The sequence below is a fragment of the Halomonas sp. AOP25-F1-15 genome (genome assembly GCF_052378675.1).
Classification (GTDB): Bacteria; Pseudomonadota; Gammaproteobacteria; order Pseudomonadales; family Halomonadaceae; genus Vreelandella; species Vreelandella casei.
The window spans coordinates 1-24830 of record NZ_JBQSXV010000003.1 but is presented as its reverse complement, the minus strand read 5'-3'; the positions used below and the strand labels follow the sequence as shown (position 1 = coordinate 24830).

Sequence of the window (24830 nt, the reverse complement as noted above, 5' to 3'; positions counted from 1 at the left end):
CGGAGGCGACACCATGATTCACAACAAAGACACCATCCCTCAGCGCCCGGCGCCTAAAGGCACGATTGGCCCGATCGCCTGGCTGCGTGGCAACCTGTTCAATGGGCCCGTCAATAGCATCTTCACGCTCTTGGGGCTGTATGTGCTGTATCTATTGATCGTACCCACGATTCAATGGGCCTTTATTGACGCTGACTGGGTGGGTTCCAGCCGCGAAGACTGCTCTCGAGTAGGCGCTTGCTGGGTATTCATTAACGCGCGTTTTTCACAGTTCATGTACGGCCTATACCCCAGCAGCGAGTACTGGCGGCCCAATATTGTGTTTACCATGTTTGCGGCCATTATTGCCTGGATGGTCATTCCACGCCTGCCGTTTAAACGTTGGGTGGTGCTATTGGCTCTGCTGGTATTCCCAGTGATCGCCTACGTGCTCCTACACGGCGGCTACTTTGACCTGCCGCGTGTTTCAACGCATCGCTGGGGCGGTCTGATGCTGACGCTGCTATTGGCCACCGTCGGCATGGTAGGGGCACTGCCTATTGGCATTGTATTAGCGCTCGGGCGACGCTCGAATATGCCTATCGTCAAAACGTTCTGCGTCATTTTTATCGAGTTTTGGCGCGGTGTCCCGCTCATCACCATTTTGTTTATGGCCTCGGTGATGCTGCCCCTGTTCCTACCCTCCGAAATCAGCGTGGATCGCCTTGTGCGTGCCCTGATCGGCTTAACGCTGTTCCAGAGTGCCTATATGGCGGAAGTTATTCGCGGCGGCTTACAGGCCATCCCCAAAGGCCAGGACGAGGCCGCAGCGGCGTTAGGCATGACCTATTGGAAACGTATGGGCCTGATCGTCATGCCTCAGGCGTTGAAAATGATGATCCCCGGCATCGTTAATACGTTTATCTCACTGTTTAAAGACACCACTCTGGTCATGATCATCGGGTTGTTTGACCTGCTGGGCATCGTGCAAGCGGCGCTTTCCGACTCGAACTGGCTGGGCTTCTCGCTCGAGGGCTACGTCTTTGCCGCATTCGTGTTCTGGATCTTTTGTTTCAGCATGTCGCGCTATAGCCAGTATTTGGAGCGCAAGCTCAATACCGGCCATAAGCACTAACGCTGCCTCTCTTTACGTTTTAAGTAGGATTTCAACATGACACAAGCAGCCACCAACACCTCTGACACCAGTGCTTCTGACCTGATGGTCGAGATGCGCAACGTCAACAAGTGGTACGGCGACTTCCACGTACTGCGCGATATCTATCTGGAAGTAAAACGCGGCGAGCGTATCGTGGTATGCGGCCCTTCGGGCTCAGGAAAATCAACGTTAATTCGCTGCATCAACCATCTCGAAGAGCATCAAAAGGGTGAAATCGTGGTGGGCGGTATACCGCTGACCCAAGATGTGAAACGCATTGAGCAGATTCGCCGCAGTGTCGGCATGGTATTCCAGCACTTCAATTTGTTCCCGCATTTAACGGTACTGGAAAACTGCTGTATCGCGCCGATGTGGGTACAAAAGAAGCCGCGTAAAGAGGCCGAAGCACTGGCGATGGAGTACCTAGAACGGGTGCGTATTGCCGAGCAGGCCACTAAGTATCCGGGGCAGCTTTCCGGCGGTCAGCAGCAGCGTGTGGCGATTGCCCGCTCGCTGTGTATGCACCCCGACGTCATGCTGTTTGACGAGCCGACCTCTGCACTTGACCCTGAGATGATCAAGGAAGTACTCGACGTTATGGTCGAGCTTGCGGAAGAAGGCATGACCATGATCTGTGTAACCCACGAAATGGGCTTCGCCAAAAAAGTGGCTGACCGAGTGATCTTTATGGATCAAGGGCAAATTATAGAAGAGAACGCGCCTGAACCCTTTTTCAATAACCCGCAGTCAGAGCGGACCCAGCTGTTCTTAAGCCAGATCCTGGGCCACTAGCTAAGTGGCGAATATGCATGCTTTTTTACGCCTGTATTTCGCTTACTTCTGCTCGCCTAGCGGCGTAATACTGGCTGGCATTAACGGCGTTTGCTGGCGATGCTGGCTCAATGGCTTTTCAGCCAGGGCGGTCAATAGGATTTGCAACGGGTCACCGTGGCTAACCAGCAAGATCGTTTCTCCGCTGACCTTTTGCTCCCACTCACGGACCACTGCCTGCATACGCCCGGCAACGCTGCTAACGGCTTCAACCTGATGGTGTTGATGCTCGGCATCCTGAGCATCTAATGCCCATATGCGGGGATAATGTTCGTCTCTCTGCCCGTCTAACTCACCGAAATGGCGTTCTCTTAAACGCGTATCCACGCTGAGGGCTAGTCCAAACGCGGCGGCCACGCGGGCAGCGGTCTGGGTAGTACGTAGGAAATCAGAATGAATAACGCGCGTGGGCCTAGGCCACGGCCAGTCGATCACCACCTGGGCAAGCTGCTGCTCACCATGTTCGGAAAGGCCAAAATCGTCTACCCCGCGCTCAGGTGAACTAATGATCAGTCCCTGCTGATTAGCCTGGCTATGGCCGTGGCGCATTAATAAATAGCGGTTACGCCAATGGTCTGAGAGTGACTGTAAAGTATTTGACATATGTTCGTCTTAAACCCTAAATTGAAGGTGTCTGTTTTCGGAAATAACCATTTTTCGTGCAAAATGTCCACTTACGAAACGTAGTTTGCGTCGTCTCAAGTGAAAACCACGAAGATTACAAAGCGAAATAACTACTCAGTTTTCAAAGACACGCTGCATTCAAAGACGTATCAAGCAGTAAAAGCAGCAAGGCTTTAATAAAACAGCAAGGCTTTAATAAAACAGCAAGGCACAAAAACAACGCACAAATGAGGCTTACTATGGCAACTTCGCTTTTCTGCAAGCGCCCGCTTGCAATGCTGACAGCGGCATCCCTACTTCCGCTAGTCCTGCTATCTACCCACGCCTATGCGGAATGTGAGCGTGGTGATTTAGACGCCATTTATTGTGATGAAAATGGTGATATGGTCGCCGACCTACCCGCTGATGAGGCGGAATGGGCCAATCCAGATACGCTAATTTTTGCCTACACGCCGGTCGAAGATCCCGCTATCTATACCGATATCTGGCAGCCGTTCATTGATCATCTAGCAAAGGTCACCGAGCGCGACGTACGCTTTTTCGCGGTGCAATCTAACGCTGCCCAGGTAGAGGCTATGCGCAGCGGCCGGCTACATATCGCCGGCTTCTCCACAGGCCCCACGCCCTTTGCAGTTAACCTTGCGGGCGCCGTTCCCTTCGCGCTGATGGGATCAGATGACGGGCAGTTTGGCTACACGTTACAGCTGTTTACGCACGTGGACTCCGATATTCACGAGCTGGAAGATCTTAAAGGCAAGCGCGTCGCCCACACATCGCCAACGTCCAACTCGGGCAACTTAGCGCCCCGCGCACTGCTTCCTGAACTTGGCATTACCCCGGATGAAGACTACGAAGTGGTCTATTCGGGAAGTCATGATCAGTCGATGCTCGGCGTTGTGGCGAAAGATTATGATGCCGCCCCCGTCGCCTCTGAAGTGGTTGATCGGATGGCCGCACGTGGCCTCTACGATGCCGACGACGTGCGCCTGATCTACGAGTCCGACCGCTTCCCCACCACCTCCTATAACTACGCTTATAACCTAGATCCCGCTTTAGTCGAAAAAATAGAAGAAGCCTTTTTCACCTTTGACTTTACTGGCACCGAGCTTGGCGAAGAGTTCGAAGGCGTCGAGAAGTTTATTCCTATCAACTACAAAGACAACTGGCAGGTGATTCGCACCATCCAGGCAGCTAATAACGTCAGCTATACGCCCGAAAACCTGGAAGAGTAAAACGTAACGCACCGCTACTGGCGGTGCGGTTATTTTCTCGACGATGGAAGCGAACACATGCTGGAAATTACCAATCTGGTCAAACGCTATGGCCACGATGAAGCCGTACTTAAAGGGCTTGACCTAAAGGTAGAAGGAAACAGCGTTGTTTCTATTGTAGGCGCCTCAGGTGCAGGCAAAAGCACCATGCTGAGATGTATCAACCGTCTGGTCGAGCCGACTTCCGGCTCTATCAAACTCAACGGCACTGAGCTTGTGAATTTGAAAGGCGGTGATTTACGCCGCGCTCGACGCAAGATTGGCATGGTGTTCCAAGGCTTTAATCTTTTAGACCGCTTAACCGTGATGGAAAATGTGCTGGCCGGGCGGCTAGGCTACGTCAATCTCTACCAGGCGATTTCGCGCCGCTATCCCAAGGAAGACATTGAACGCGCGTTTGTGCTGATGGAGCGCGTCGGTATTGCCCATTATGCCAATAAGCGTGCCGATGAGCTTTCTGGTGGCGAGCGCCAGCGGGTCGGCGTGGTACGTGCACTGATGCAAGAGCCTGAAGTCCTGCTGGCCGATGAGCCCACGGCCTCATTGGACCCGCGCACGTCTGAGCAAATTATGATCTTGCTGCAAAGTTTGGCCAGCGAGCTCTCGCTGCCGGTGCTGATTAATATCCACAACGTTGCTCAGGCAAAAACCTACACCGAACGGATTGTCGGTTTACGCCACGGCAAAATGATTTTTGATGGGCTACCCGCGGACTTCAATAAAGACGCCTTAGATGCCATCTACGGGGGCATTGAAGCGCCAGACGATGCAATCACGGATACGCCCGTCGAGGAGCGCTCCCATGACTCCGCCTGACGCCCATCCAGCGACGCCCCGCACGTGGAAAAAACCACCGTTTATCGCTAACCCTCTGCTGCGCTACGGGCTAATCATTGTCGCAGCGGTGTACTTGGTGTGGGCCTTTGGCTCGCTGCCGTTCAACTGGGCGCGTATTTCTGAAGGCCTACCCCGCGCTGCGCGCATATTTAGCGGCGGCTTTCCTCCTAGTCTGGAGCGCTATGGGCTGCTCATTACGGGGTTTAAAGAGAGCTTTCAAATCGCTATTTTGGCCACCCTTCTGGGGGTTTTTCTATCGATCCCCTTTGCGGTGATGGCCGCACGAAATATCGCCCCAATGCCTATTTATATCATCGGCAGAGCGGTGATTATTATATCGCGTAGCTTTCACCCGGTGATTGTGGCGATCCTCTTTGTGGCCGCCGTTGGGTTTGGTCCGCTGGCAGGCGTTCTCACGCTAACCCTCTACTCGATTGGCTTTGTGGGCAAACTGCTCGCTGAGGAAATCGAAGAAATTGACTGGGGCCAAGTGGAAGCCATGAAGGCCGCCGGGGCAGGCTATGTAGCCATTCTGTTCTATGCGGTATTCCCACAGATTCTGCCGCGCCAAGTGGGCCTTTCGATGTACCAACTCGACAGCAACCTGCGTGCCTCTGCGGTCGTAGGGATTGTCGGTGCTGGTGGCATTGGGGGCACGCTAATGAATGCCTTTGGGCGCTACGACTACGATTTCGCCTTTGCGATTTTGCTCATTATCATCGCGGTCATTTTGCTCAGTGAAGGTGTCAGCGGCTGGGTAAGGAAAAAAATATGGTAGATCACGCACAGCAGCTTGCCGATCGCGTTTGGCAACGCTATGACCGCAAACAGCGCCTTACTCGCTACGCCGTACTGCTCGCCACCGTCATGCTGGTGGTATGGGCCGTGCGCGATATTGATATTTTCTGGCCCTGGGTATGGGACGCACCAAATCAAATCTCCAACCTGGGCGCGCGCATGTGGCCACCCAGTGCAGCGGGTTTCAACAATATTATCGCAGCGCTGGTCGAGACTGTGCATATTGCGACCCTGGCCACTTTCCTAACTATTTTTTTAGCGCTACCGGTGGCTTTCATTGCCGCTCAAAACACCACGCCAAACCGTGCGTGCCTATGGTTGGGGCGTTTCATACTCGTCTCCAGTCGCTCGGTGAATACCATAATTTGGGCACTGCTGTTTGTGGCCATTTTTGGCCCCGGCGTGTTAGCGGGCATTCTCGCCATCGTGTTTCGCTCTATCGGTTTTATCGGCAAGTTGATGGGCGAAGCCATTGAGGAGATCGACCGCAAGCCGGTAGAAGCGATGGAAGCCACCGGCGCGTCCAAAGCCAAGGTGATTGCCTATGCGATTGTGCCGCAAGTCATGCCCGCCTTTTTTGCCATTGTGATACTGCGCTGGGACATCAACATCCGTGAATCGACGGTGCTGGGGCTTGTTGGTGCGGGTGGCATCGGGGTTATTTTGCAGGGCGCTATTGATACTTTCGCTTGGCCAACCGTAGCGACGATATTGATTGCGATCATCGTGTTGGTGCTGATTGGTGAGGCCATTACCAGCCTTCTACGCAGCAAGGTGCTGTAGCAGATTGTGCAAGCGTTTGACCTATCGTCAAACGCTTGCCATGGTTAAAGCACCATCAATGACCAGGAGGATGCACAGTGATGACAACCTATATTGTGGTAGCCGACGCCGCTCGCGCGCGTATCTTTACGCGTGATGCGCTGACGCTTGAAGAGCACGAAAGCCTGGTTCACGCACAAGGACGGCTGCACGAAGGGGATCTGGTCACCGATCGGCGCGGCGACATGCACGATGCTACGTCCACCACATCACGCTCAGCTGGAGAAGAAGGCTCAGCCTCCAAGCACGAAAACGAGCTCTTTGCGAAAGAGGTTGCCAATCATCTGTACGCCGCCCGTGTGGATAACCGCATGGAGAAGCTCATTATGGTGGCACCGCCCAAGTTTTTAGGTTTGCTACGCGACAAAATCGATGGCCCCACTCAGAAGCTAGTCATTCACTCGCTTTCGAAAGACCTTAGTAAAGCGTCACTTGGAGATATCCAGGCTGCCGTCAGCGATTTACGCTAAGCGAACAGTTAAACATTCATTTAAAATGGTTAAGGAATCGGCGGCAGCGAGATATCGTCGCTGCGCTTGGCGCCGGCCGTCATCTCACGGCAGAGGCGTAGAAACTCGCGCACGCCCGTCGTGAGATATTTATGCCTATGCCAGATAAATGTGAATTGACGCCTTAGATCCAACTCCGGCGTAGGCAGGGGTACTAAGCTGCCGCGCCGAAAGGCATCGCGCAGCGCTAGGCGCGAAACGCAGCCAATCCCTAAGCCCGACTCCACGGCACGCTTAATACCTTCAGTATGTTCAAGTTCCAGTAGAGTATTGAACCGGCTACGCCGGTGGCGGGCGGCATGCTCGAGCGTCATACGCGTGCCGGAGCCCTCTTCGCGCATGATCCAGTCCTCACGCAACAGCTGCTCAAGTTCAAGATGTTCCAAGCCTGCCAGCGGGTGGCGCGGCGAGCAAAAAACACACAGCTCGTCCTCCACCCACGGCTGGCTGATAATCATATCATCGTCGCACTGCCCTTCAATTAATCCTAAATCTAGCGAGTGCTGACGCACGCCTTCGATAATATGGCGGGTATTGCGCACCGCCAGACGAACACGGCTGCCGGGATGGCGCTGCATAAAATCGCTGATTAAAAGGGTGGCCAAATAGTTACCTATCGTCAACGTGGCTCCTACATCCAGCGACCCCACGCCCTGCTGCCCGCGCAGCAGCTCTTCGATCTCTTCACCGCGGTCAAGCAACGCGACGGCTTTGGGCAATAGTTGAAACCCCAACGCGTTGAGCTTTAAGCGCTTACCCACTCGGTCCAGCAGTTGGCAGTCAAACTGGCGCTCAAGCTCAGCCAGCGACGTACTGGTCGCTGACTGAGACATCACAAGCGCCCGCGCCGCCTGAGAAACGCTTTCATGCTGAGCTACCGCCACAAACACTTCCAATTGACGCAGGGTATAGTGCATAAATCCGGCCTATATCTATTTTATAGATAAGAGTTATCAATATAATTTACTTAACAGATATATCATTATTCACTTAGAATTACCGACAATATATTTAATCATTTTTATTCTTTTTAAGAATAACGCTGCGGCAGTTTAGTCACCGCAGCGGCTAATGGAGATCCGCATGAGCAAGTTTGCCCTAGAAGAAGTTCTCAGCGTTCACCACTGGAACGACACGCTATTTAGTTTCCGCACCACGCGTGAGCGCAGCCTTCGCTTCAAAACGGGTCAGTTTGTAATGATCGGCCTAGAAGTCAACGGCAAGCCGTTAATGCGTGCTTACTCGATTGCCAGCCCCAACTATGAAGACCACCTAGAGTTCTTCAGCATCAAGGTGCCCGATGGCCCGCTGACTTCACGTCTGCAACACTTAAAAGTGGGCGACCAGATTATGGTTAGCCGCAAGCCCACTGGCACGCTGGTCTGCGACGACCTGCTGCCGGGGCGAAACCTGTATATGCTGTCTACCGGTACGGGCCTCGCGCCCTTTATGAGCCTGATTCAAGACCCTGAGGTTTACGAGCGCTATGAAAAAGTGGTGCTGATCCACGGCGTGCGTGAAGTCTCTGAATTGGCCTATGCCGACTTCATCACCAAAGAGCTGCCGGCCCACGAATACCTAGGCGAGGATATTGCTAAAAAGCTGGTTTACTACCCCACCGTCACCCGTGAAGAGTTTCACACCATGGGACGCCTGACCGACCACATCCGTTCCGGCAAGCTGTTTGAAGATACTGGCCTGCCGCCCATTGATCCGCGTCAAGACCGCGCGATGATCTGCGGCAGCCCTGCGATGTTAGACGACACCAGCGCCTTACTTGATGAGCTGGGGCTGAATATTTCGCCGCGCATGGGCGAACCCGGCGACTACGTGATCGAGCGTGCCTTTGTAGAGAAGTAATTTGTTGGTAAGTGGTGAATAGTGAATAGACAAAATTCTCTACATCATCACTAGGACGACAAAGCCCCTGATGGAGATTATCCACAGGGGCTTTGTGCTGCTTATCACTCACGATTTATAAAGCGCCACTCAATCGTTTAAACCGCGTCTTTTCCCGTTTCACCGGTACGGATGCGAATGACCTGCTCTAGCGGTATGACGAAGATTTTCCCATCACCAATTTTACCCGTGTTAGCGACCTGGGTGATGGCATCAATGACTTGTTCCGCCATATCGTCGTCCACCGCTACTTCCAGCTTCACTTTAGGTAGGAAATCCACCACATACTCAGCGCCGCGATAAAGCTCGGTGTGACCTTTCTGACGACCAAAGCCCTTAACTTCCGTCACCGTAATGCCCTGTACGCCGATCTCGGAGAGAGACTCGCGCACGTCGTCTAACTTAAATGGCTTGATAATAGCAGTGATCAATTTCATTACGAAAATCCTCTCTAACTAGGTGGCCGTGATGGGCTTTACTGTGCGGCGGCGGATGGCCCGCTAACGACCAGCATACACCGCTATGGTAGGAGAATAAAAAGGCCTCCCCAAAAGGGGAGGCCATGAGAACAACACTTGCTCATTTAGGCGTCTTAAAATTACTTTTTGGCGCCACCTAATTATTTTTTAACACTAAACTCTGGGTAGGCTTCGAGACCGCACTCAGCGATATCGACACCCTCATACTCTTCTTCTTCACTAACGCGCACGCCCATGATCGCTTTGAGAATAAGCCATACCACCAGGCTAGCAAGGAAGACCCAAGCAAAGATGCCCACAATGCCAATGATCTGGGCACCAAAGGTTGCATCGGCGTTGTTCAGCGGCACTGCTAACACGCCCCAGATACCGACCACACCATGAACCGAGATAGCACCGACAGGATCATCTAGTTTCAGCTTGTCCAGTGTCACGATGGCAGCGACAACGATGATCCCGCCTATCGCGCCAATCATCGCCGCGCTCAAAGCAGAAGGAGAAAGCGGATCGGCAGTAATCGCCACAAGGCCGGCCAATGCACCGTTCAACGCCATGGTGAGGTCCGCTTTACGAAACCACAGTTTAGCCAGAATAAGCGCGGCAATGACGCCACCCGCAGCGGCCGCATTCGTGTTCACGAACACCTGTGCCACGTTGTTAGCGGAACCGATATCCGACATTTTTAGCTCTGAGCCACCGTTAAAGCCAAACCAGCCCATCCACAGAATCAGTGTGCCTAGCGCCGCCAGCGGCATGTTGGCGCCGGGAATAGCATGAATCGAACCATCTTTACCGTACTTACCTTTACGTGGCCCTAGCACCAATACACCGGCTAGCGCAGCAGCGGCCCCAGCCATGTGCACAATGCCCGAACCGGCATAGTCAGAGTAGCCCGCTTCAGCCAACCAGCCGCCGCCCCATGTCCAATAGCCAGATACTGGATAGATCACCGCGGTCATGACAACCGCAAAGGCCAGGAATGCCCACAGTTTCATACGCTCAGCCACCGCTCCAGACACAATCGACATGGCCGTTGCGACAAACACAACCTGAAAGAAGAAGTCGGCTCGCATGGAGTAATATGGAGCATCGTCGCCACCTGCGGTGACGGCATCAATGCTGTTTTCGGCACCAATCAAGAAGCCCAGGTTTGGCAGGAAGCCACCGGCAGAGCTTGAGTACATGATGAAGTAGCCAACCAGCAGGTACATGGTGCAGGCAATAGCAAACAGTGCGATGTTTTTGGTTAGAATTTCTGCCGTGTTTTTCGAACGCACCATGCCCGCTTCAAGCATGGAGAAACCAGCGGCCATCCACATGACTAGCACGCCGCAAATTAAGAAGTAAAAGGTATCGAGTGCGTAGCTTAGATCAGCCAATTCATTCATTGTTAGTTCTCCGTTGAACTAAAAAAGTACCCTGTGAGTGCGGTTTAAACGGCATCTGCGCCGCGTTCACCGGTACGAATACGGATCACGTCTTCTAGCGGCGTCACAAAGACTTTGCCGTCGCCAATCTTGCCGCTGTTAGCAGCGTTACAGATCGCATCCAGTACGCCCTCTAGGCGATCATCGTCTACGGCCACTTCCACTTTCACTTTGGGTAGAAAGTCGACCACATACTCGGCACCGCGATACAGTTCGGTATGACCTTTCTGACGACCAAAGCCTTTTACTTCGGTAACGGTAATGCCCTGCACGCCGTTATCGGCGAGTGCTTCACGAACGTCGTCGAGCTTGAATGGCTTGATGATAGCGGTGATGAGTTTCATCCCGGATCTCCCCTGCTGGATAAGTCCTGCTAGATTAGTAGCGGCGCAGCCGCCAGAATAAGCACCTGAACCGTTAATGCGCATACTGTGCCAGCTGATTTTTTTTAATTTAAAATCATTTAGTTAACATAAAAAAAATGGTTTTTAATGGCCGATTTTGCGTAAAATCATTACCGTAACAGCCCTGGCGCACCAAAAAAGAGCGTAAGCAAACGTTGCCCGCCCTATTTAGATGCAAATCACGCACAAGACAGTAAACGCACGCGGCACATGCGAAGTCGCCCACTGTTGCGTATCCTTACCGGTAAGCAATTATCTTTTATGTGTGACCCATTAGGAGAGAGCCATGGCGCCTCAAGACCGTATTAGCCGACTGGCACAGCAGATTGGCGACCGCTTACAGAACGCATCTCAAGCGCCGGAAGATATTCAAAAAGGCGTACAGCAAGTGGTTCGCAGCGCGTTTGATCGCCTTGAGCTGGTCTCACGCGAAGATTTCGATATTTTGATGGATGTCGTACAGCGCACACGAACGCGCGTCGAAGCGCTGGAACGCCAAGTGGCAAACTTGGAAGCCGTGATTGAAACGCAGCAGGCCGCAGCGCCGTCACCCACACCGACGGCCGACAAGCCTGTCTCTAGCGGCCCGTCAGACAACCAGTAATGCACTTCGCGGCGGCCTAAATCGCCGCCGCGTAGCTCAGAGCAGCAGAGAAGCTAGCAACGCTTGTTATTTCCAAAAACAATGAGAACATTTATCATTGCGTTTTAGACTGTCAATGATTAGGATCACTGCCAATAACAAACCTGTTCTCTGGAAAACTCATGAAACGCTATCTCGTTGTAAGCGCTAGCCTTTTGAGTAGCGCTTTTCCTCTGCTTGCCTATTCGCAAACCCCGTTTGGACATACTGAGCAGGAAACCATGGTGGTGGTCGGCTCGCGCACGCCAACACAAATCAGCCAGATTCCCGGGGCGGTGCACGTTGTCGAAAGCCGCGAGCTTCAGCAGCAAATCAATGCTGGCGGCGACCTTAAAACGGCGCTGGGCAGGCTGGTACCGGGGCTTGATTTTGGTCCCCAGGGTCGCACCAATGCAGGGCAAAACATGCGTGGGCGCAGCGTGCAGGTGCTGATTGACGGCGTTTCATTGAATAACTCACGCGGCTTGTCACGCCAGTTCGATGCCATTGACCCGTTTAATATCGAGCGTGTCGAAGTGCTTTCCGGCACCAGCAGCCTTTACGGCGGGGGCGCGACGGGCGGGTTGATCAATATCATCACCAAACAAGGCGAAAGCGGTCGTCCTCATTTCGAGTCTCAGGCCAGCGTGACCAGCGGATTCAATACTGGCCATGACGTTGATCGGCGGCTTTCTCAATCGGCTAGCGGTGGTAATGAAACAGTGCAGGGCCGCATTGGCGTATCGCTAGTGGAAAATGGCCGCCAGTATGATGCCGGTGGCGATGAGATTTTTCCCGATATCGCCCAGAGTGACCTGCAAGACAACCGCAGCCTAGATATTCTTGGCAACCTGCGCATTGAGCTGAGCGATGAACAGACACTGATGCTTAGCGGCCAACTCTACGAGTCAGGCAAGCAGGGTGACCGTGGCCTTTACTTCCCTGATTTGGCTGCCGCAACGCCCAGTCTAGAGAATGCCGATATCCGCGATGGCTTTAGCGCTGACCGAGAGCCGCGCACTGATCGCAAGATGTTTAGTGCCAACTATCATCATGCCAACTTGCTTAACCAAGATTTCTATCTTCAGGTCTACCATCGTGAAGAGGAATCTAGCTTTCACCCCTTCCCGTATGCGGCGCCTGGCGGTGGCTACTATTTCGCGGCCTCCCAGCAGAACACCACTTTAAGCGGCTTAAAAGCGTTGTTTTCGGCCGACCTCAGCGACTCACTAAACCTGACCTACGGCGCGGATCTGGACCGGGAGTCGTTTGATGCCTCGCAGATGCGTTTTGACCGCGTCGCCAGTGATGCCAGCGGCGGCCTCATCCAGCGCACTGGCAGTATTACGCCACGCTACCCAGGCTTTGAAGTTGATACGGTCGCACTGTTTGCACAAAGCGAGTGGTGGGCAACGGATCAGCTGCAGTTGAGCGGCGGCATCCGCCACCAGCAAATGGGTGTGGAGATAGACAACTTCAACAGCGTGCCGGGCGGCTCCAGCGACTACGACGTGACGCTTTACAACCTCAGCGCACTCTACGACTTTGACAACGGCCACCAAAGTTGGCTCGGCTACTCAGAAGGCTTTGAGCTGCCCGACCCATCCAAGTATTACGGCCGTGCCGGCCAGACCGTCGCAGACAACCCGCTTAAGGGCATTAAGGCACAACAAGTCGAGCTGGGTTGGCGCTATAGGGGCGGCGACTGGCTGACCCAGGCGGCGGCTTACTACGCCTGGTCGGACATCGCCATGAAGTTGGATAGCGACCTCAATGTTACTCAAATCGACGATGATCGGCGCGACTACGGCTTAGAAGCCTCTGTGACACGCTTTATTGGCGATCATTGGGAAGTGGGCGGCACTCTGCATGCGCTGGTCTCCGAGCAAAAAGTCGATGGCAGCTGGCAGGATCGCGGCATTACCGTTGCTCCTTATCCCTCTCAGGATAGCCTGACCACTCACTTAGCATGGAGCGATAATCAGCGCACGCTGCGCCTTCAGGGCAGCCACGCTCGGGATTACGAAGACGCCGATGGCGATCGTATTGATGGCTTTACCCTGTTTGATCTGATTGGCAGTCAGGACACTGACTTTGGCACGGTTAGCCTGGGTATCAGCAACCTGGCCGATAAGCAGTATTCTACGCCTTGGGGGCAACGCGCAGTTGGGTTCTATTCACCCAATTACGGACCGGAATATCTTTACGATTATCAGGGCCGCGGGCGTACGTTTACACTGGGCTGGTCGCTCGATTACTAGGTATATTGCAACGTTATGGATGTATCGCACCGATGCCAACGCTTACATCGTTAACTCCGGCCACGCTTAGCCAGCTAGGGCATAAATACGGCATCGACTACTTACACCCTGGGGAGGCGTCTGACTGCCCGCTCGCACACGGCAGCGTCAGCGATTTATCGCTGCCTCCTGCTCTACACCTCACACTGTCGGATCTTGAGGTTCGTCATCGCTATCTCTCGCGCTCAACTCAGTCCGTGCCATGGTTTATGTGTGTGGTTATGGATGGCCGTATTAATATCAGTCAAGGCCAGACGCAACTCACTATCGGTGCCGGCCAAGGGCTGTGCGCGCACTTCACTCCGCAGGCACCGCTGATTGTCGAACAGCCCGCTCAGGTGCGGCTGCGCACGCTGAATATTGCCGTTCTGGCAACCGCTCCCTATGCGCTACCAGGCGCACATGAGCCACAACTGCGCACCTGGACACTGCCACCGGCGCTCTTTACACAGCTACTTGCCACAAGCGAACATCCGCTGGACGACTGGCGCCAGTCGCTGCTCTGGCATGGCCTTTCATTACAGCTACTTGGCTATGGGCTACCCACGCCATCTACCTTTGATTTCTCACTTACGCCCGGTCTTAAAGCGCGCGAGAACGAGCGGCTCGCTCAGTTGCATGAAACCCTATGCAACCATCCGATGGCCGAGTACTCCCTTAAAGCACTGGCCCGCAGCATGGCCATGAGCCAGAGCAGCCTGCGTCAAAAGTTTCGCGACCGATACGGCTGCACCATCTTTGATCATTTACGCCGCTGCCGCCTGCAAGAGGCCTATCGTCAATTAGAAAACGACTATAGCGTTCAACAGGTCGCCCACGCCTGCGGGTATTGCCACGCAACCAACTTTGCGACCGCCTTCAAGCGGCAGTTTGGTATCGCCCCCACGGCGGTTATCAGCCGCTGCTAATGGTTTTCCCTGCCCGCGCTGTGGGTATCTTTGCGCAGCAAGTTCCTTCGCACCGCGCTTTTTGTCATATCCAATAGCTTCTTTGTCATCGCGCATACCTTTCCCTAGCAATTAAGAGCAATAATTCTCATTAACATATTAGTTAATTGCTTCTCCTTGCAGGTACACCGTCATGCCCTTAGCGCCTCGCCGCTCCCCACACGCCTCTCTGTTCTTATGCTCTCCGCTAAGTGCCGCCGTTCTTGCCGTACTCAGCGTTACACCCGCGATTGCACAAGAGGCAACGTCGCTGGGCACGGTCACCATCACGGCACAGCAAGCCGCGACAAAAGTAGCAACGCCGTTTATTGAGACGCCGCAAAGCGTTTCCATGATTACCCGTGAGCAAATGGATAATCGCGGGGTAAGCACAGTGCAACGGGCCACAGACTACACGCCAGGCGTATACTCCAACCAAGTGGGCGCGTCCAATCGCTTTGACTATCTGGTGCTACGCGGCTTTTCTGATGGCAGTTTAAGCAATACGTTTTTAGACGGCCTAAAAGTCATGGGCGATGCCAACTCGCACAGCAGTATGCGCATCGACCCGTGGTTTTTGGAAAGTATTGAGGTGGTGCGCGGCCCCGCATCGGTACTCTACGGGCGCGCCTCACCCGGCGGCGTGGTGGCCTTGAACAGCAAACGGCCCGAGTTTGAACAAGGCGGTGAGCTGCGCTTTAGAGTGGGTAATAACAACCAGCGCAGCGCGGCGTTTGATGTCACCGGCCCCATTGGCGCTGAGCAACGCGTAGCATTCCGCTTAACCGGCATTGCCAGCGCTGCTGATACTCAATTTGGTCCAACGGAAGAGCAGCGCTACGCTATTGCGCCTCGGCTAACCTGGGACATCACCGACGATACTAGCCTGACTGTCGAAGCCTACCTTCAGGACGAACCCGAAGGCGGCTACCACTCTGGCGTTCCTTATGAGGGCTCAGTGGTGCCACGCAACGGGCGTAAAATCAGCAATAACTTCTATGACGGCGAAGCAGACTACGATGCCTACGAGCGTACTCAGCGAATGGTCGGCTACTCGCTAGAACACCGCTTCAACGATCAAGTGACGGGCCGCCAGATGTTGCGCTATCTCAACTCTGACGTCGTGCTTAACCAAGCCTATGGCTTTGGCTGGTCCTCACCGACCTCCAACGAATTGAATCGCTATTACTCCGGCAGTAACGAGTCCCTTGAAGCGGTGACGGTTGATAACCAGCTGGAAGCGCGCCTCAGCAGCGGTGTTGTCGATCACACACTGCTCTTCGGGGTCGATTACCAGCAGCGTGAAAATGACGTTTCATGGCCATCCGGCGCGTTCCCTTCCCTGAATGCGTTCGAGCCAATCTACGGTAGCGATCCGCTCGCGTTTTACGACCCGATTCGTGAACAACATAAAATCGAACAAACCGGGGTTTATTTACAGGATCAAATCGCCGTCGATAACTGGCGCTTCACGCTGGGCGCGCGCTACGACTGGGTTAGCATTGATAACACCAACCTCGATACCGACGATACGAGTTCACTCAGTGACACGCAGTTTAGCGGCCGTGCCGGCGCCGTTTATCTATTCGATAATGGCGTGGCCCCTTATTTGAGTTACTCCACTGCGTTTACCCCGACCAGTTTCGTCGATGAAAGCGGCAATTTACTCTCTCCCATGGAAGGCGAGCAGTGGGAAACCGGGGTGAAATACCAGCCCAACGGTAGCGCCAACCAGTACAGCGCGGCCATTTTCCATATCACTCAGGAAAACGTAGCGACTAAAGAGCAGCCGAGCGACCCTTACCGCGCCGTGGGTGAAATTGAATCCCAAGGGCTTGAACTGGAGGCACAAACGCAGCTCACCGATACGCTCTCGCTTCAGGCAGGCTATAGCTTCACCGACATCACCTACGCTAAAAGCGACGACGGCAACCAGGGTAACAACGCGATTTACTCACCGCGCCATCAAGTACAGGCATGGGCTCACTATGCAGCCAATGACGGCTGGCTAAACGGTGTCGATATGGGCGTTGGCGTGCGCCATTACGCAGACATCGCCGCCGATCGTGCCAATACTGAAACGGTGCCAGACTATACGCTAGTCGATGCCACCATCGGTTACGACCTAAGCCACGTAGGTGTTCCGGGCGTCGAAACACGCTTAAACATTAGCAACATGCTGGATAAAGATTACGTCGCCTCGTGCAACTCGCTTGATTACTGCTACTTCGGCGCTGAGCGCGGTGTGACGGCTAGCGTTCACTACCGTTTCTAAGCCTCGCTATGCACAACCACACGCCCAGGCCAATAGGCCTGGGCGTTGCTGTTTCTGAATTAGGTTTGCAAACAATAAACATTATCGTTTAAATATATCGCTTATATTCCTGGATGGCCTTCCTCCCTCATGCGCCACACCCCCCTGCTCGTTTTATGTGCTAGCTGCGGACTGTTCGCCGTATATCTGCTGACCGTTTCTACCGCGCACGCCCAGGTTGCCACGGTAGATTGGACCATTGCCGAAACGCTGCTGGCGATCGATGCACCTGTCAGCAGCATCGCCCAGCAGGCTGACTACCACGCCTGGGTGGGCAAACCTCGCATTCCGGAAAGTGCTACCGATATGGGCCTGCGCACGCAGCCTAATCTGGAGCTTTTGTCCCAGCTGCCCCCCGAGCAGCTGCTGATTTCCCCCATGTTCGCGAGCTTAGCGCCGCGCTTGGAGAAAGTCGTACCGGTCACATCGCTGGCGCTCTATTCACCCGGCGCAGATATCTGGCAGGAAATGCAGGCGCTGACCCGCGAGCTGGGCGAAATAACCGACCGCGAAGCGGCGGCAGAGCAGTTGATCAATGACACTCAAACGCTGATGGCGTCGCTACGCCAGGCACGGCCGGATACCGCACCGCTGTTGATGGTGCAGTTCATGGATGCGCGTCACGTGCGTGTCTTTGGGCAAAGCAGCTTGTACAACGCCGTGCTTGAGCAGCTAGCGCTGCCCAATGCATGGGAGCAAACGACCAACGCCTGGGGATTTTCACTGGTGGGCGTTGAAGCGCTGGCGCACTATCCCGAGGCAACCATCGTGATCATCGATCCCTTACCCGCGGGGGTAGAAGCAGAGCTGGCTAGCAGCGGCCTGTGGCAACAGCTGCCTAACGTCAAAAACGCTAACCTGCTGCGCCTGCCGCCGGTATGGAGCTTTGGAGCGCTGCCATCTGCACAGCGCTTTGCACAAGAACTGACCGCCGCGTTGGAAGAATCTCATCGCAGCGATCAGTAGCTCACGCGTTAAACGGCTTACCAGCGGTAGCTAACGCTGCCGATGACGCTGCGTGATTCACCGTAGTAGCACCAGAATTCGCAGCTCGCAACGTACTCTTTATCGGTCAGGTTATTGACGTTAATCTGTGCCTGCCAGCCATCGGCAAACTCGTAGCCGACCATGGCATCCACTAGCGTGTAGCTGCTCACATCGCTACTACTATTATCCGCATCGACGCTGCTGCCTACGTAGCGCACGCCGCCGCCCAGCGTTATGCCATCGAGCGCGCCCCCGGTCACCGCATAGTCCAGCCAGGTGGATGCTTGATGGCGTGGAATTAAGCTGGCGCGTCGATCATCTTCCAAGCGCGAATCGTTATAGGTGTACGCAGCGGTGACCTTAAGGTCATCCGTTACGTAGCCTACCCCCTCCAGCTCAAAGCCTTGGGACGTACGCTCGCCTTCCTGCACCTGAAAACCTGCCGGCGAGTTGACTAGCGTGTTGCTTTCTTGGAGATCAAAAACCGCCGCGGTGATATAGCCATCCCAGCTAAACGGTGCGACCTTCACACCCACTTCCCACTGCCGGCCTTCGCGCGGCTCGTAGAGATCGCCGCTGCTATCGACGCGGCCTACCGGGTCAAACGACTCGGTATAGCTGACGTAAGGGTTAATGCCATTTTCACCCAGGTACATCGCACCACCCGACCACGATACCTGATCATCATCTGAGCGCTGCGTGGTATCGGCGGTTACATTGCGATTTTCCGTTTCCGCCTGATCATAGCGAACGCCGCCTAGCAGCACCCACCGGTCGTCTAAGCGCAGCTGGTTTTGCGCATAAAAACCGGTTTGCTCTTTGTCGATCTCACGGGTGAGCAGATCATCCTGACCAATGGGCGTGAAATTGCCGTACGTCGGATTAAAAATATCGATCGGCTCACCGAAGGCGTAGTTATCTGCTTCCTGACCCTTCAAGGCGAGGTTTTGATAATCAACGCCTAGTAGCAAAGTATTCTCGGTGCGGTCCGTATACCAGGTGCCCACAACGCGGTTGTCGACCGTCCAGCTGTCGATGTTGCCATCACGATAAACGTGCCCGCGGGAAGCACGCCGATCATCGACCATCGAGAGTACATAGGTGCTGCGTAGATCTAGGTCGAGCTCGCTGTAGCGCAAATCTTGCTCAAACGCCCAGGTATCATTAAGGCTATGCCTCAATTCATAGCCTAGCCCCCACTGGGTGCGTTTATCCTGATCGTAGCCCGGCTCGCTTAAATTAGTTTGTGGGTCAATGCGGCCAAAAGGCGTGTTTTGTACGGTGCCGTAAGGCAGTTTAAAGCCGTTAACGGGGACACCGTCGTCTTTTTGCACGCTGGCCAAAAACGTCACGGTAGTGTCTTCGCTCACGTCCACTGCTAGGCTCGGTGCAAAGTAGTAACGCTCGTTGTCCGTCGCATTTAAATCGCCATCGCGCTCCTTATACAGGCCCACCATGCGGTAACGTACGTTGTCAGACTCCCCCAGCGGCCCGCTGGTATCAATACCAATTTGACGATGATTACGATTACCCAGCTGGAAATTCACCTGCCCCTGCGGCGTTTGCGTTGGGCGCTTGCTCACCGCGTTAATCAGCCCGCCGGGAGGTGCTTCGCCGTATAGAATCGACGAAGGCCCTTTAAAGACGTCCACTCGTTCCAGGCCAAACGGTTCAGGCAGCCACTGATAGAAGCCTTCTCGATAGATGCGCAAGCCATCTTGATACGTCGATTGATCAAAGCCACGCACCTTAAGCCAGTCAGTGTTGTTATCACTGCCGTAATGGCCCGCTAACACACCTGCACGGTAACGAAAGGTTTCGTCTAACTGCTGCACGTTACGCGCGTCTAGCTCTTCGCGGTCAACGCTAGAGACAGGGCGAGGCGTTTCAACCAACGGCGCATCTACTTTCAGCGCCGTGCCCACCACGACCATCGTGCCATTGTTAGCCGTGCCATCCTGGGCGCTAGCGGTAGAGCATAATAAAATGGCGGTGACGGGTATCAACGCAGCAGCAATCGAGCGCGCCAAAGGACGGCGGATAAACGGCAAAGCGGGCATAGTCGGCAAACTCATTATGAGGTTAGAAGGAAGCAGCAGAGTCAGTATAGTAAAGATCATGATAATCGTTTTTATTTGTATTAATCATATCGCCTTGACCGGCCCGCTATCAACGTCCTTTTAAATACGGTAGTTTAACGCTTACAGTAAAGTTTGCTTAGAAAGCCCTAGGGTTCAGATATTAGCGAGGAAAGGCGATGACGCTAGCCATTGTGGCCACGCGCGCAGGCGTGGGCTTAGACGCACCAGCAGTGCATGTGGAAGTACACTTAGCTAACGGCTTGCCTGGACTGACACTCGTAGGCCTTCCAGAAACCGCCGTCAAAGAAAGCCGTGAGCGCGTGCGCAGCGCCTTAGTTAATGCGGGCTTTGATTTTCCCAATACGCGGCGGATTACCCTCAACCTCGCGCCTGCCGACCTGCCCAAAGAGGGCGGCCGTTTTGATCTACCCATAGCGCTTGGGATTCTCGCCGCCTCGGGGCAGATTCCGGTTGAAACATTAGAAGGCATGGAATGTGCCGGCGAGCTGGCCCTAGACGGCAAGCTGCGCGCGGTGCCCGGAATACTGCCCTTTGCGCTGGCCACCCGGCGGGCAAAAAAAGCGCTGATTGTGCCCCGCGACTGCGCCGATGAAGCCGCGCTAGCGGGCGATCTACCGGTGCTGCCCGCCGATACGCTTTGGCAGGTCGTCGCTCACCTGCTTGATCAGGAGAAGATTTCACCGCATAGGCTCAGCGCCTCGGTGAAAGAGGCGGCAACGGTGGATGACCTTGCCGATGTGCGCGGCCAGCAGCAGGCGCGACGCGCGTTAGAAATCGCCGCGGCTGGCGGCCACAACCTACTCTTTGCCGGCCCACCGGGCACGGGCAAAACCATGCTGGCCAGCCGCTTACCGGGCATTTTGCCGCCGCTTTCTGAAGAAGACGCCTTAGAAGTCGCCGCCGTGCGTTCGGTCTGCGGCCTGCCCTTAGAAGCCGATTGGGGTAAAAGACCGTTTCGTCAGCCTCATCACAGTGCCAGCGCCGCAGCGCTGGTCGGTGGTGGTTGTGAATTACATTAATAAAAACGACTAAACAAAAAACTGCACGACTGGCATACTGCACTTAAGAAAAAAATAGGTGCTAATATTTGCATGGCTAGTCGAAATCTAATCACTAATTTTGAAGAATTTCCTCACGATGGTCGCCACTGGATGATACGGTGGGTAGATGGGTACCAATCGCATGAGGGACGAACATCAACCCCCTCTGTTGGCGTCAAGCTTTGTCCAGTAAGCTCGAACCCAAACAAACAAGAAATCTGCAAGCCTGCCAGCCTGAGTGAAGAGATCCTGGTACGCGCACATACGGGAATAGTTCCAGAGCTTGTTTTAGGTACCATATACAAAAATGGGCGCCTAATTGGTCGCGCTAATGCTCAAACTATTAATATTAATGCAGATTTAACAGATAACAGTTCTAGAATTGTTAAAGCAAACGATATCATGCCTGAAAGGCCAAGTTGGTGGAAAGATGAATTCCCATACCGTTGGATAGGGCAGTCAGAATACAATCTTGGAAAAGACTTTTCTAACAGCTACTGCGTTGTAATTCAGCAAGCACAAAGTACCTATATAATCCCTTGCCACGAAGTTTTTAGGGCCCTCATGGCACCCTCTTCTGAGTTCGCACTAGCATTAACAACGGGGCCATGGGCAACAACTAGGGAAAGAATTGTTAATATACAAAAAACTGGAACAATTTCCGATGACGAATGGTTGGTAATTTTAAGAAAGAGAATTAAGGATAAGTTTGCTGATAATGCAGCGAATCTCACTATTTCTGAACATGGCATTCAAGCAGCTAATGCTATTTATGCTAATGCCTTAAGGGCTACTGGTGAGTCTTATATATATGCAGGCATTCCTTTTCTAGTTAACAATTTTAAATTTTCTGTACGTGCAGTTCAAATACAATCAGAACCTAACAAATATCTTTGCTTGGAGATAATCTCAGCAACGTGGCCTTTTAGTAACTTGACAATCCACCATGGTCGCGACAATAGTGGCGAGACAGGCAAAGACACTATAGATTCAGATAAAGATAAGCCTTGGCCAAATGGCAGTCAGAACAACAGCAGCCCAAATGATGATTTAGCGATTTCTTCTAAAGAAGATCCTGCAGCGAATTCTGGGCTTGATGAAATCAGCTCTTTAGGGGTTGCTTGGAAAAACAAACCAGAATTAAAAAAAATTGAAAAAGAGGTTAGTTATAAATACCTTACAGGAAAAGTAACGCCTATTGAAAATCAATTTTTCAAGTATGGCACTTCTGGATTACCGACGCATGGAAATACAGAAACAAAGGAGGTTTCTGCGGAACAGGTCGGCCAAACAAACATGCCTTATAGGTTTTTGCAGTTAAAGAAAATGTTGAATCTGCTTCGCAATAAAAAAATAATAAGTAATCTTTTCTGCTATCAGCCACAAGAAGGCGGTCTGTTTAGAGATAACATTCTGACTTGGCCATTACCCAAAAGAGTTATAGACGAGTATCAAAAAAAACACAGAAGGGACAAATGGACCACGTTAACACTTTCAAAACATAGAAGCGTTTTAGTTTATCATTTTGACTACAGCGGAAGTAGAGTATTTCTTCTTGAAATTGAATGTAGAGAAAATGAGGGTGGGTACTGTGCGTTACTGCTTGAGATAACAGAAGAAAACCATCAAGCGACTATCAAAAAAGTTATAAACCACATAGCATTTTTCCGTGGAAATTTAAAAGGAGCTGAAAGTAAAATTCGAGCTTCTTCGGGTGTTTTAGATATGAAAACATGGGTACACGCATATAATAAAAAGCAAGATAGCAGTTCATCTATAAAGCCACTTAACCATGTAAGCTTCACCAAAGCTTTAAGAACGCTCACAGGCGAATAAAGACTAAAGTAATTTAAAATATATAAGCTAGGTGAAACGTACCGAAAGACGTCATCCAGAGGGCGGTTTTTGTAAGAGGCTACTTTAGCAGCCCTTCCGAAAGCCGCAATTCATGCTAAACAGCATTGCCCTCTTGCACCTTCAAACAATCCTGCCAGATTCACTATGCGACGATTTGGTCAGCCTCTGCGTGCCAGAAGAGACAGATATCCAGCGAAGCTATGTGGGATGCATCGACTCAACACGAATCGCCAAACAGGCACTACAGAGCGGGCGAGGAGTACTAGATCTTGTACGCGAAGAAGGGCTTTTAGACGACGCTACGCTGAGTGAAATTCAGCGTCCCGCGAACATGATTGCTTCGAGACAAGCAACACGAGTTACGCCGGTCAGCGGGTAACTTCCTTGTTTCGATAAGAGTAAGTGACCTGCCTAGATTTAAACCTTCAAGTGGCAGGTCACAGTAAGGTTATAATTACTTTACAAAAAAGTTAATGACCTATCTAGCCCAACAAGCCCTTAAGCGCTTCTTGTGCAGCATTATTTTCGTGCCCCACAAAAAAAGGATTATCTTTTATAACAGCGTTTTTCGCTAGATTGAGTGGTTGGAATGGATCTGAGGTAATATCAATCTGATAGTCCCTCAGAGATCTACCAAACTTACCCAGTGCAATGCATGTGACAGAATTAGCGCCTGCTTTACGCAAAAGTGCGGCGGCTACACCGAAAGACACCCCATGAGTAGTACAGTCATCTACCACTATGACATTACGCCCGGTGAGGTTACCGCGATATTTAGGGTTTAAATGAATAGTTTCTATCTGTTCGGTGGGATCAAGTCGATCTGTTCTTGAACCAGCTGACGACCGCTTAGTTGATGGTTTATGACGCACAAACAAGGGCTCTCCCTTTCTCGCCATACGAACTTTTGATACAGTTGTCCTTAAGCGATGCGTAAAATCGCTGAGTACCTCGCTATCACTGTTATCGCTAGCTGACGAAGGAAACACTCCCCAAAAAAGCTTTGGAAACGAGTCAACACCCTGAGTTAGCAGAGATCTCGCAACCATTGCAAGTAAGGCATTCAATCGAGGCCCCCCTTGTTTTATAGTACTAGTTAGATGCGCGCGAAATTGTTTTTGATCAAAGTCTTTTCCGAAAGTAGATAGATCTGAAAGAGCATGTACAGAATACGAAGCGCCTTGGCCATTGAACCACCACTTGCCATCCCACTCCGAAGTTAATCGAAGGGTTTCCTTAAGAGAACGTGCACAATCCACTTGAATACCGAGCTCAGACACTCTTGGGTCATTTGACCAACCGGCTGCAACCATAACCGCTTTACCATTCTTACCCATGGCAATGTCAGCTTGCGATCCAACTAGCACTAAGACATCTTGCGGCGCGATTTTTAGCTTTTCGGCAGTTCTTTTAATAATCCCTCCATTTTGCCGTCCTAGCTCTTGCTTAAATATTACACCGGTTTCGGCAAATAACTCATCAAACCAACCCGGTTTGGCGTTATTTGAGACAATCCCAACCTTATGATTATTTTGAGCTGCTTCTATCAAAACCTGTGCAATAGAGGGATCGGGGTCACCATTAATTAGCAGCGCACTGGGAGAGGTTACTATCAACATAGGCTTCTTTTCATATTGTTAAAGTGA

Annotated in this window: 22 protein-coding genes and 1 pseudogene; 16 read left to right on the top strand and 7 right to left on the bottom strand. The window is 52.6% G+C overall.

Features of this window, described 5'->3' with window-relative positions:
* The first annotated feature begins 13 nt into the window (after positions 1 to 13).
* Both ACT3TF_RS06070 and ACT3TF_RS06065 read left to right on the top strand, forming a co-directional pair.
* Positions 14 to 1114: an amino acid ABC transporter permease gene (locus tag ACT3TF_RS06070; RefSeq protein ID WP_441685489.1), complete on the top strand. Its 1101-nt coding sequence runs from the start codon at positions 14 to 16 to the stop codon at positions 1112 to 1114.
* A gap of 36 nt (positions 1115 to 1150) precedes the next feature.
* Positions 1151 to 1927 (top strand): amino acid ABC transporter ATP-binding protein, encoded by a 777-nt coding sequence (locus tag ACT3TF_RS06065; protein WP_441685490.1) that lies wholly within the window; start codon positions 1151 to 1153, stop codon positions 1925 to 1927.
* Between the two features lie 42 nt (positions 1928 to 1969).
* Here the strand turns inward: ACT3TF_RS06065 and ACT3TF_RS06060 are convergent, their stop codons facing one another.
* A complete protein-coding gene (locus ACT3TF_RS06060; protein ID WP_444671781.1) occupies positions 1970 to 2569 on the bottom strand; it encodes a histidine phosphatase family protein in 600 nt (199 codons plus the stop codon).
* Between the two features lie 260 nt (positions 2570 to 2829).
* Between ACT3TF_RS06060 and phnD the strand changes: the two genes are divergently transcribed.
* From phnD to ACT3TF_RS06035, 5 genes are all read left to right on the top strand, one after another.
* Positions 2830 to 3822 carry a phosphate/phosphite/phosphonate ABC transporter substrate-binding protein gene (gene phnD / locus ACT3TF_RS06055; protein ID WP_444671780.1) on the top strand — a complete coding sequence of 331 codons (993 nt, stop codon included), beginning with the start codon at positions 2830 to 2832 and terminating at the stop codon, positions 3820 to 3822.
* Positions 3823 to 3879: 57 nt separating this feature from the next.
* Positions 3880 to 4677: a phosphonate ABC transporter ATP-binding protein gene (phnC, locus tag ACT3TF_RS06050; protein WP_441685496.1), complete on the top strand. Its 798-nt coding sequence runs from the start codon at positions 3880 to 3882 to the stop codon at positions 4675 to 4677.
* Positions 4664 to 5476: a phosphonate ABC transporter, permease protein PhnE gene (gene phnE, locus ACT3TF_RS06045; protein ID WP_441685498.1), complete on the top strand. Its 813-nt coding sequence runs from the start codon at positions 4664 to 4666 to the stop codon at positions 5474 to 5476. Before phnC ends, phnE (ACT3TF_RS06045) begins: the two co-directional genes overlap by 14 nt.
* On the top strand, positions 5470 to 6279 hold the full coding sequence (gene phnE / locus ACT3TF_RS06040) for a phosphonate ABC transporter, permease protein PhnE (protein WP_444671779.1): 810 nt from the start codon (positions 5470 to 5472) through the stop codon (positions 6277 to 6279). Before phnE (ACT3TF_RS06045) ends, phnE (ACT3TF_RS06040) begins: the two co-directional genes overlap by 7 nt.
* A gap of 80 nt (positions 6280 to 6359) precedes the next feature.
* The gene (locus tag ACT3TF_RS06035; RefSeq protein ID WP_444671778.1) at positions 6360 to 6788 is read left to right on the top strand and encodes a host attachment protein; all 429 of its coding nucleotides are present in this window, start codon (positions 6360 to 6362) and stop codon (positions 6786 to 6788) included.
* 29 nt (positions 6789 to 6817) lie between these two features.
* On the opposite strand, the gene ACT3TF_RS06030 is transcribed toward ACT3TF_RS06035, so the two are convergent.
* The gene (locus tag ACT3TF_RS06030) at positions 6818 to 7744 is read right to left on the bottom strand and encodes a LysR family transcriptional regulator (RefSeq protein WP_235040743.1); all 927 of its coding nucleotides are present in this window, start codon (positions 7742 to 7744) and stop codon (positions 6818 to 6820) included.
* Between the two features lie 166 nt (positions 7745 to 7910).
* On the opposite strand from ACT3TF_RS06030, the gene ACT3TF_RS06025 reads away from it, so the two are divergent.
* Entirely contained in the window at positions 7911 to 8687 is a 777-nt protein-coding gene (locus tag ACT3TF_RS06025; RefSeq protein ID WP_192535838.1) for a ferredoxin--NADP reductase, read from the top strand.
* A 137-nt stretch (positions 8688 to 8824) separates the two neighbouring features.
* Here the strand turns inward: ACT3TF_RS06025 and glnK are convergent, their stop codons facing one another.
* The 3 genes from glnK to ACT3TF_RS06010 all read right to left on the bottom strand — a co-directional run bounded on the left by glnK (position 8825) and on the right by ACT3TF_RS06010 (position 10976).
* Positions 8825 to 9163, bottom strand: a complete 339-nt coding sequence (gene glnK / locus ACT3TF_RS06020; RefSeq protein WP_441685505.1) for a P-II family nitrogen regulator — start codon at positions 9161 to 9163, stop codon at positions 8825 to 8827.
* A 182-nt stretch (positions 9164 to 9345) separates the two neighbouring features.
* On the bottom strand, positions 9346 to 10593 hold the full coding sequence (locus tag ACT3TF_RS06015) for an ammonium transporter (RefSeq protein WP_441685507.1): 1248 nt from the start codon (positions 10591 to 10593) through the stop codon (positions 9346 to 9348).
* A 44-nt stretch (positions 10594 to 10637) separates the two neighbouring features.
* Positions 10638 to 10976, bottom strand: a complete 339-nt coding sequence (locus ACT3TF_RS06010; protein WP_096277138.1) for a P-II family nitrogen regulator — start codon at positions 10974 to 10976, stop codon at positions 10638 to 10640.
* 346 nt (positions 10977 to 11322) lie between these two features.
* Here ACT3TF_RS06010 and ACT3TF_RS06005 point away from each other — a divergent pair, with 346 nt between their 5' ends.
* From ACT3TF_RS06005 to ACT3TF_RS05985, 5 genes are all read left to right on the top strand, one after another.
* Positions 11323 to 11640: an accessory factor UbiK family protein gene (locus ACT3TF_RS06005; protein ID WP_441685509.1), complete on the top strand. Its 318-nt coding sequence runs from the start codon at positions 11323 to 11325 to the stop codon at positions 11638 to 11640.
* Between the two features lie 161 nt (positions 11641 to 11801).
* The gene (locus ACT3TF_RS06000) at positions 11802 to 13919 is read left to right on the top strand and encodes a TonB-dependent receptor (RefSeq protein WP_444671777.1); all 2118 of its coding nucleotides are present in this window, start codon (positions 11802 to 11804) and stop codon (positions 13917 to 13919) included.
* Positions 13920 to 13951: 32 nt separating this feature from the next.
* Positions 13952 to 14866, top strand: coding sequence for a helix-turn-helix transcriptional regulator (locus ACT3TF_RS05995; protein ID WP_441685513.1), 915 nt, complete (start codon positions 13952 to 13954; stop codon positions 14864 to 14866).
* A gap of 172 nt (positions 14867 to 15038) precedes the next feature.
* Entirely contained in the window at positions 15039 to 17159 is a 2121-nt protein-coding gene (locus ACT3TF_RS05990) for a TonB-dependent siderophore receptor (protein WP_444671776.1), read from the top strand.
* Positions 17160 to 17288: 129 nt separating this feature from the next.
* The gene (locus tag ACT3TF_RS05985) at positions 17289 to 18164 is read left to right on the top strand and encodes an ABC transporter substrate-binding protein (protein ID WP_444671775.1); all 876 of its coding nucleotides are present in this window, start codon (positions 17289 to 17291) and stop codon (positions 18162 to 18164) included.
* A 17-nt stretch (positions 18165 to 18181) separates the two neighbouring features.
* Here ACT3TF_RS05985 and ACT3TF_RS05980 read toward each other — a convergent pair whose 3' ends face one another.
* Positions 18182 to 20245, bottom strand: coding sequence for a TonB-dependent siderophore receptor (locus ACT3TF_RS05980; RefSeq protein ID WP_444671774.1), 2064 nt, complete (start codon positions 20243 to 20245; stop codon positions 18182 to 18184).
* A gap of 197 nt (positions 20246 to 20442) precedes the next feature.
* Between ACT3TF_RS05980 and ACT3TF_RS05975 the strand changes: the two are divergent.
* The 3 genes and pseudogenes from ACT3TF_RS05975 to ACT3TF_RS05965 form a co-directional block, all read left to right on the top strand.
* A pseudogene (locus ACT3TF_RS05975) lies at positions 20443 to 21291 on the top strand (YifB family Mg chelatase-like AAA ATPase); the annotation flags it as partial.
* 87 nt (positions 21292 to 21378) lie between these two features.
* The gene (locus tag ACT3TF_RS05970) at positions 21379 to 23163 is read left to right on the top strand and encodes a hypothetical protein (RefSeq protein WP_096277126.1); all 1785 of its coding nucleotides are present in this window, start codon (positions 21379 to 21381) and stop codon (positions 23161 to 23163) included.
* A gap of 112 nt (positions 23164 to 23275) precedes the next feature.
* The gene (locus ACT3TF_RS05965) at positions 23276 to 23563 is read left to right on the top strand and encodes a hypothetical protein (protein ID WP_096277124.1); all 288 of its coding nucleotides are present in this window, start codon (positions 23276 to 23278) and stop codon (positions 23561 to 23563) included.
* 103 nt (positions 23564 to 23666) lie between these two features.
* Here the strand turns inward: ACT3TF_RS05965 and ACT3TF_RS05960 are convergent, their stop codons facing one another.
* On the bottom strand, positions 23667 to 24803 hold the full coding sequence (locus ACT3TF_RS05960; RefSeq protein WP_192526916.1) for a hypothetical protein: 1137 nt from the start codon (positions 24801 to 24803) through the stop codon (positions 23667 to 23669).
* Between the last annotated feature and the right edge of the window lie 27 nt (positions 24804 to 24830).

Excerpts from the sequence above, each read along its gene's own strand:
- ACT3TF_RS06015 (WP_441685507.1), bottom strand. The coding sequence starts at position 10,593 with ATGAATGAATTGGCTGATCTAAGCTACGCACTCGATACCTTTTACTTC.
- phnE (WP_441685498.1), top strand. The coding sequence starts at position 4,664 with ATGACTCCGCCTGACGCCCATCCAGCGACGCCCCGCACGTGGAAAAAA.
- ACT3TF_RS05965 (WP_096277124.1), top strand. The coding sequence starts at position 23,276 with ATGCTAAACAGCATTGCCCTCTTGCACCTTCAAACAATCCTGCCAGAT.
- ACT3TF_RS05980 (WP_444671774.1), bottom strand. The coding sequence starts at position 20,245 with ATGCCCGCTTTGCCGTTTATCCGCCGTCCTTTGGCGCGCTCGATTGCT.
- ACT3TF_RS06060 (WP_444671781.1), bottom strand. The coding sequence starts at position 2,569 with ATGTCAAATACTTTACAGTCACTCTCAGACCATTGGCGTAACCGCTAT.
- phnE (WP_444671779.1), top strand. The coding sequence starts at position 5,470 with ATGGTAGATCACGCACAGCAGCTTGCCGATCGCGTTTGGCAACGCTAT.
- ACT3TF_RS06000 (WP_444671777.1), top strand. The coding sequence starts at position 11,802 with ATGAAACGCTATCTCGTTGTAAGCGCTAGCCTTTTGAGTAGCGCTTTT.
- ACT3TF_RS05990 (WP_444671776.1), top strand. The coding sequence starts at position 15,039 with ATGCCCTTAGCGCCTCGCCGCTCCCCACACGCCTCTCTGTTCTTATGC.
- ACT3TF_RS06030 (WP_235040743.1), bottom strand. The coding sequence starts at position 7,744 with ATGCACTATACCCTGCGTCAATTGGAAGTGTTTGTGGCGGTAGCTCAG.
- ACT3TF_RS05970 (WP_096277126.1), top strand. The coding sequence starts at position 21,379 with ATGGCTAGTCGAAATCTAATCACTAATTTTGAAGAATTTCCTCACGAT.
- ACT3TF_RS06025 (WP_192535838.1), top strand. The coding sequence starts at position 7,911 with ATGAGCAAGTTTGCCCTAGAAGAAGTTCTCAGCGTTCACCACTGGAAC.
- ACT3TF_RS06035 (WP_444671778.1), top strand. The coding sequence starts at position 6,360 with ATGACAACCTATATTGTGGTAGCCGACGCCGCTCGCGCGCGTATCTTT.
- ACT3TF_RS06010 (WP_096277138.1), bottom strand. The coding sequence starts at position 10,976 with ATGAAACTCATCACCGCTATCATCAAGCCATTCAAGCTCGACGACGTT.
- ACT3TF_RS05995 (WP_441685513.1), top strand. The coding sequence starts at position 13,952 with ATGCCAACGCTTACATCGTTAACTCCGGCCACGCTTAGCCAGCTAGGG.
- glnK (WP_441685505.1), bottom strand. The coding sequence starts at position 9,163 with ATGAAATTGATCACTGCTATTATCAAGCCATTTAAGTTAGACGACGTG.
- phnC (WP_441685496.1), top strand. The coding sequence starts at position 3,880 with ATGCTGGAAATTACCAATCTGGTCAAACGCTATGGCCACGATGAAGCC.
- ACT3TF_RS05985 (WP_444671775.1), top strand. The coding sequence starts at position 17,289 with ATGCGCCACACCCCCCTGCTCGTTTTATGTGCTAGCTGCGGACTGTTC.
- phnD (WP_444671780.1), top strand. The coding sequence starts at position 2,830 with ATGGCAACTTCGCTTTTCTGCAAGCGCCCGCTTGCAATGCTGACAGCG.
- ACT3TF_RS06070 (WP_441685489.1), top strand. The coding sequence starts at position 14 with ATGATTCACAACAAAGACACCATCCCTCAGCGCCCGGCGCCTAAAGGC.
- ACT3TF_RS06005 (WP_441685509.1), top strand. The coding sequence starts at position 11,323 with ATGGCGCCTCAAGACCGTATTAGCCGACTGGCACAGCAGATTGGCGAC.
- ACT3TF_RS05960 (WP_192526916.1), bottom strand. The coding sequence starts at position 24,803 with ATGTTGATAGTAACCTCTCCCAGTGCGCTGCTAATTAATGGTGACCCC.
- ACT3TF_RS06065 (WP_441685490.1), top strand. The coding sequence starts at position 1,151 with ATGACACAAGCAGCCACCAACACCTCTGACACCAGTGCTTCTGACCTG.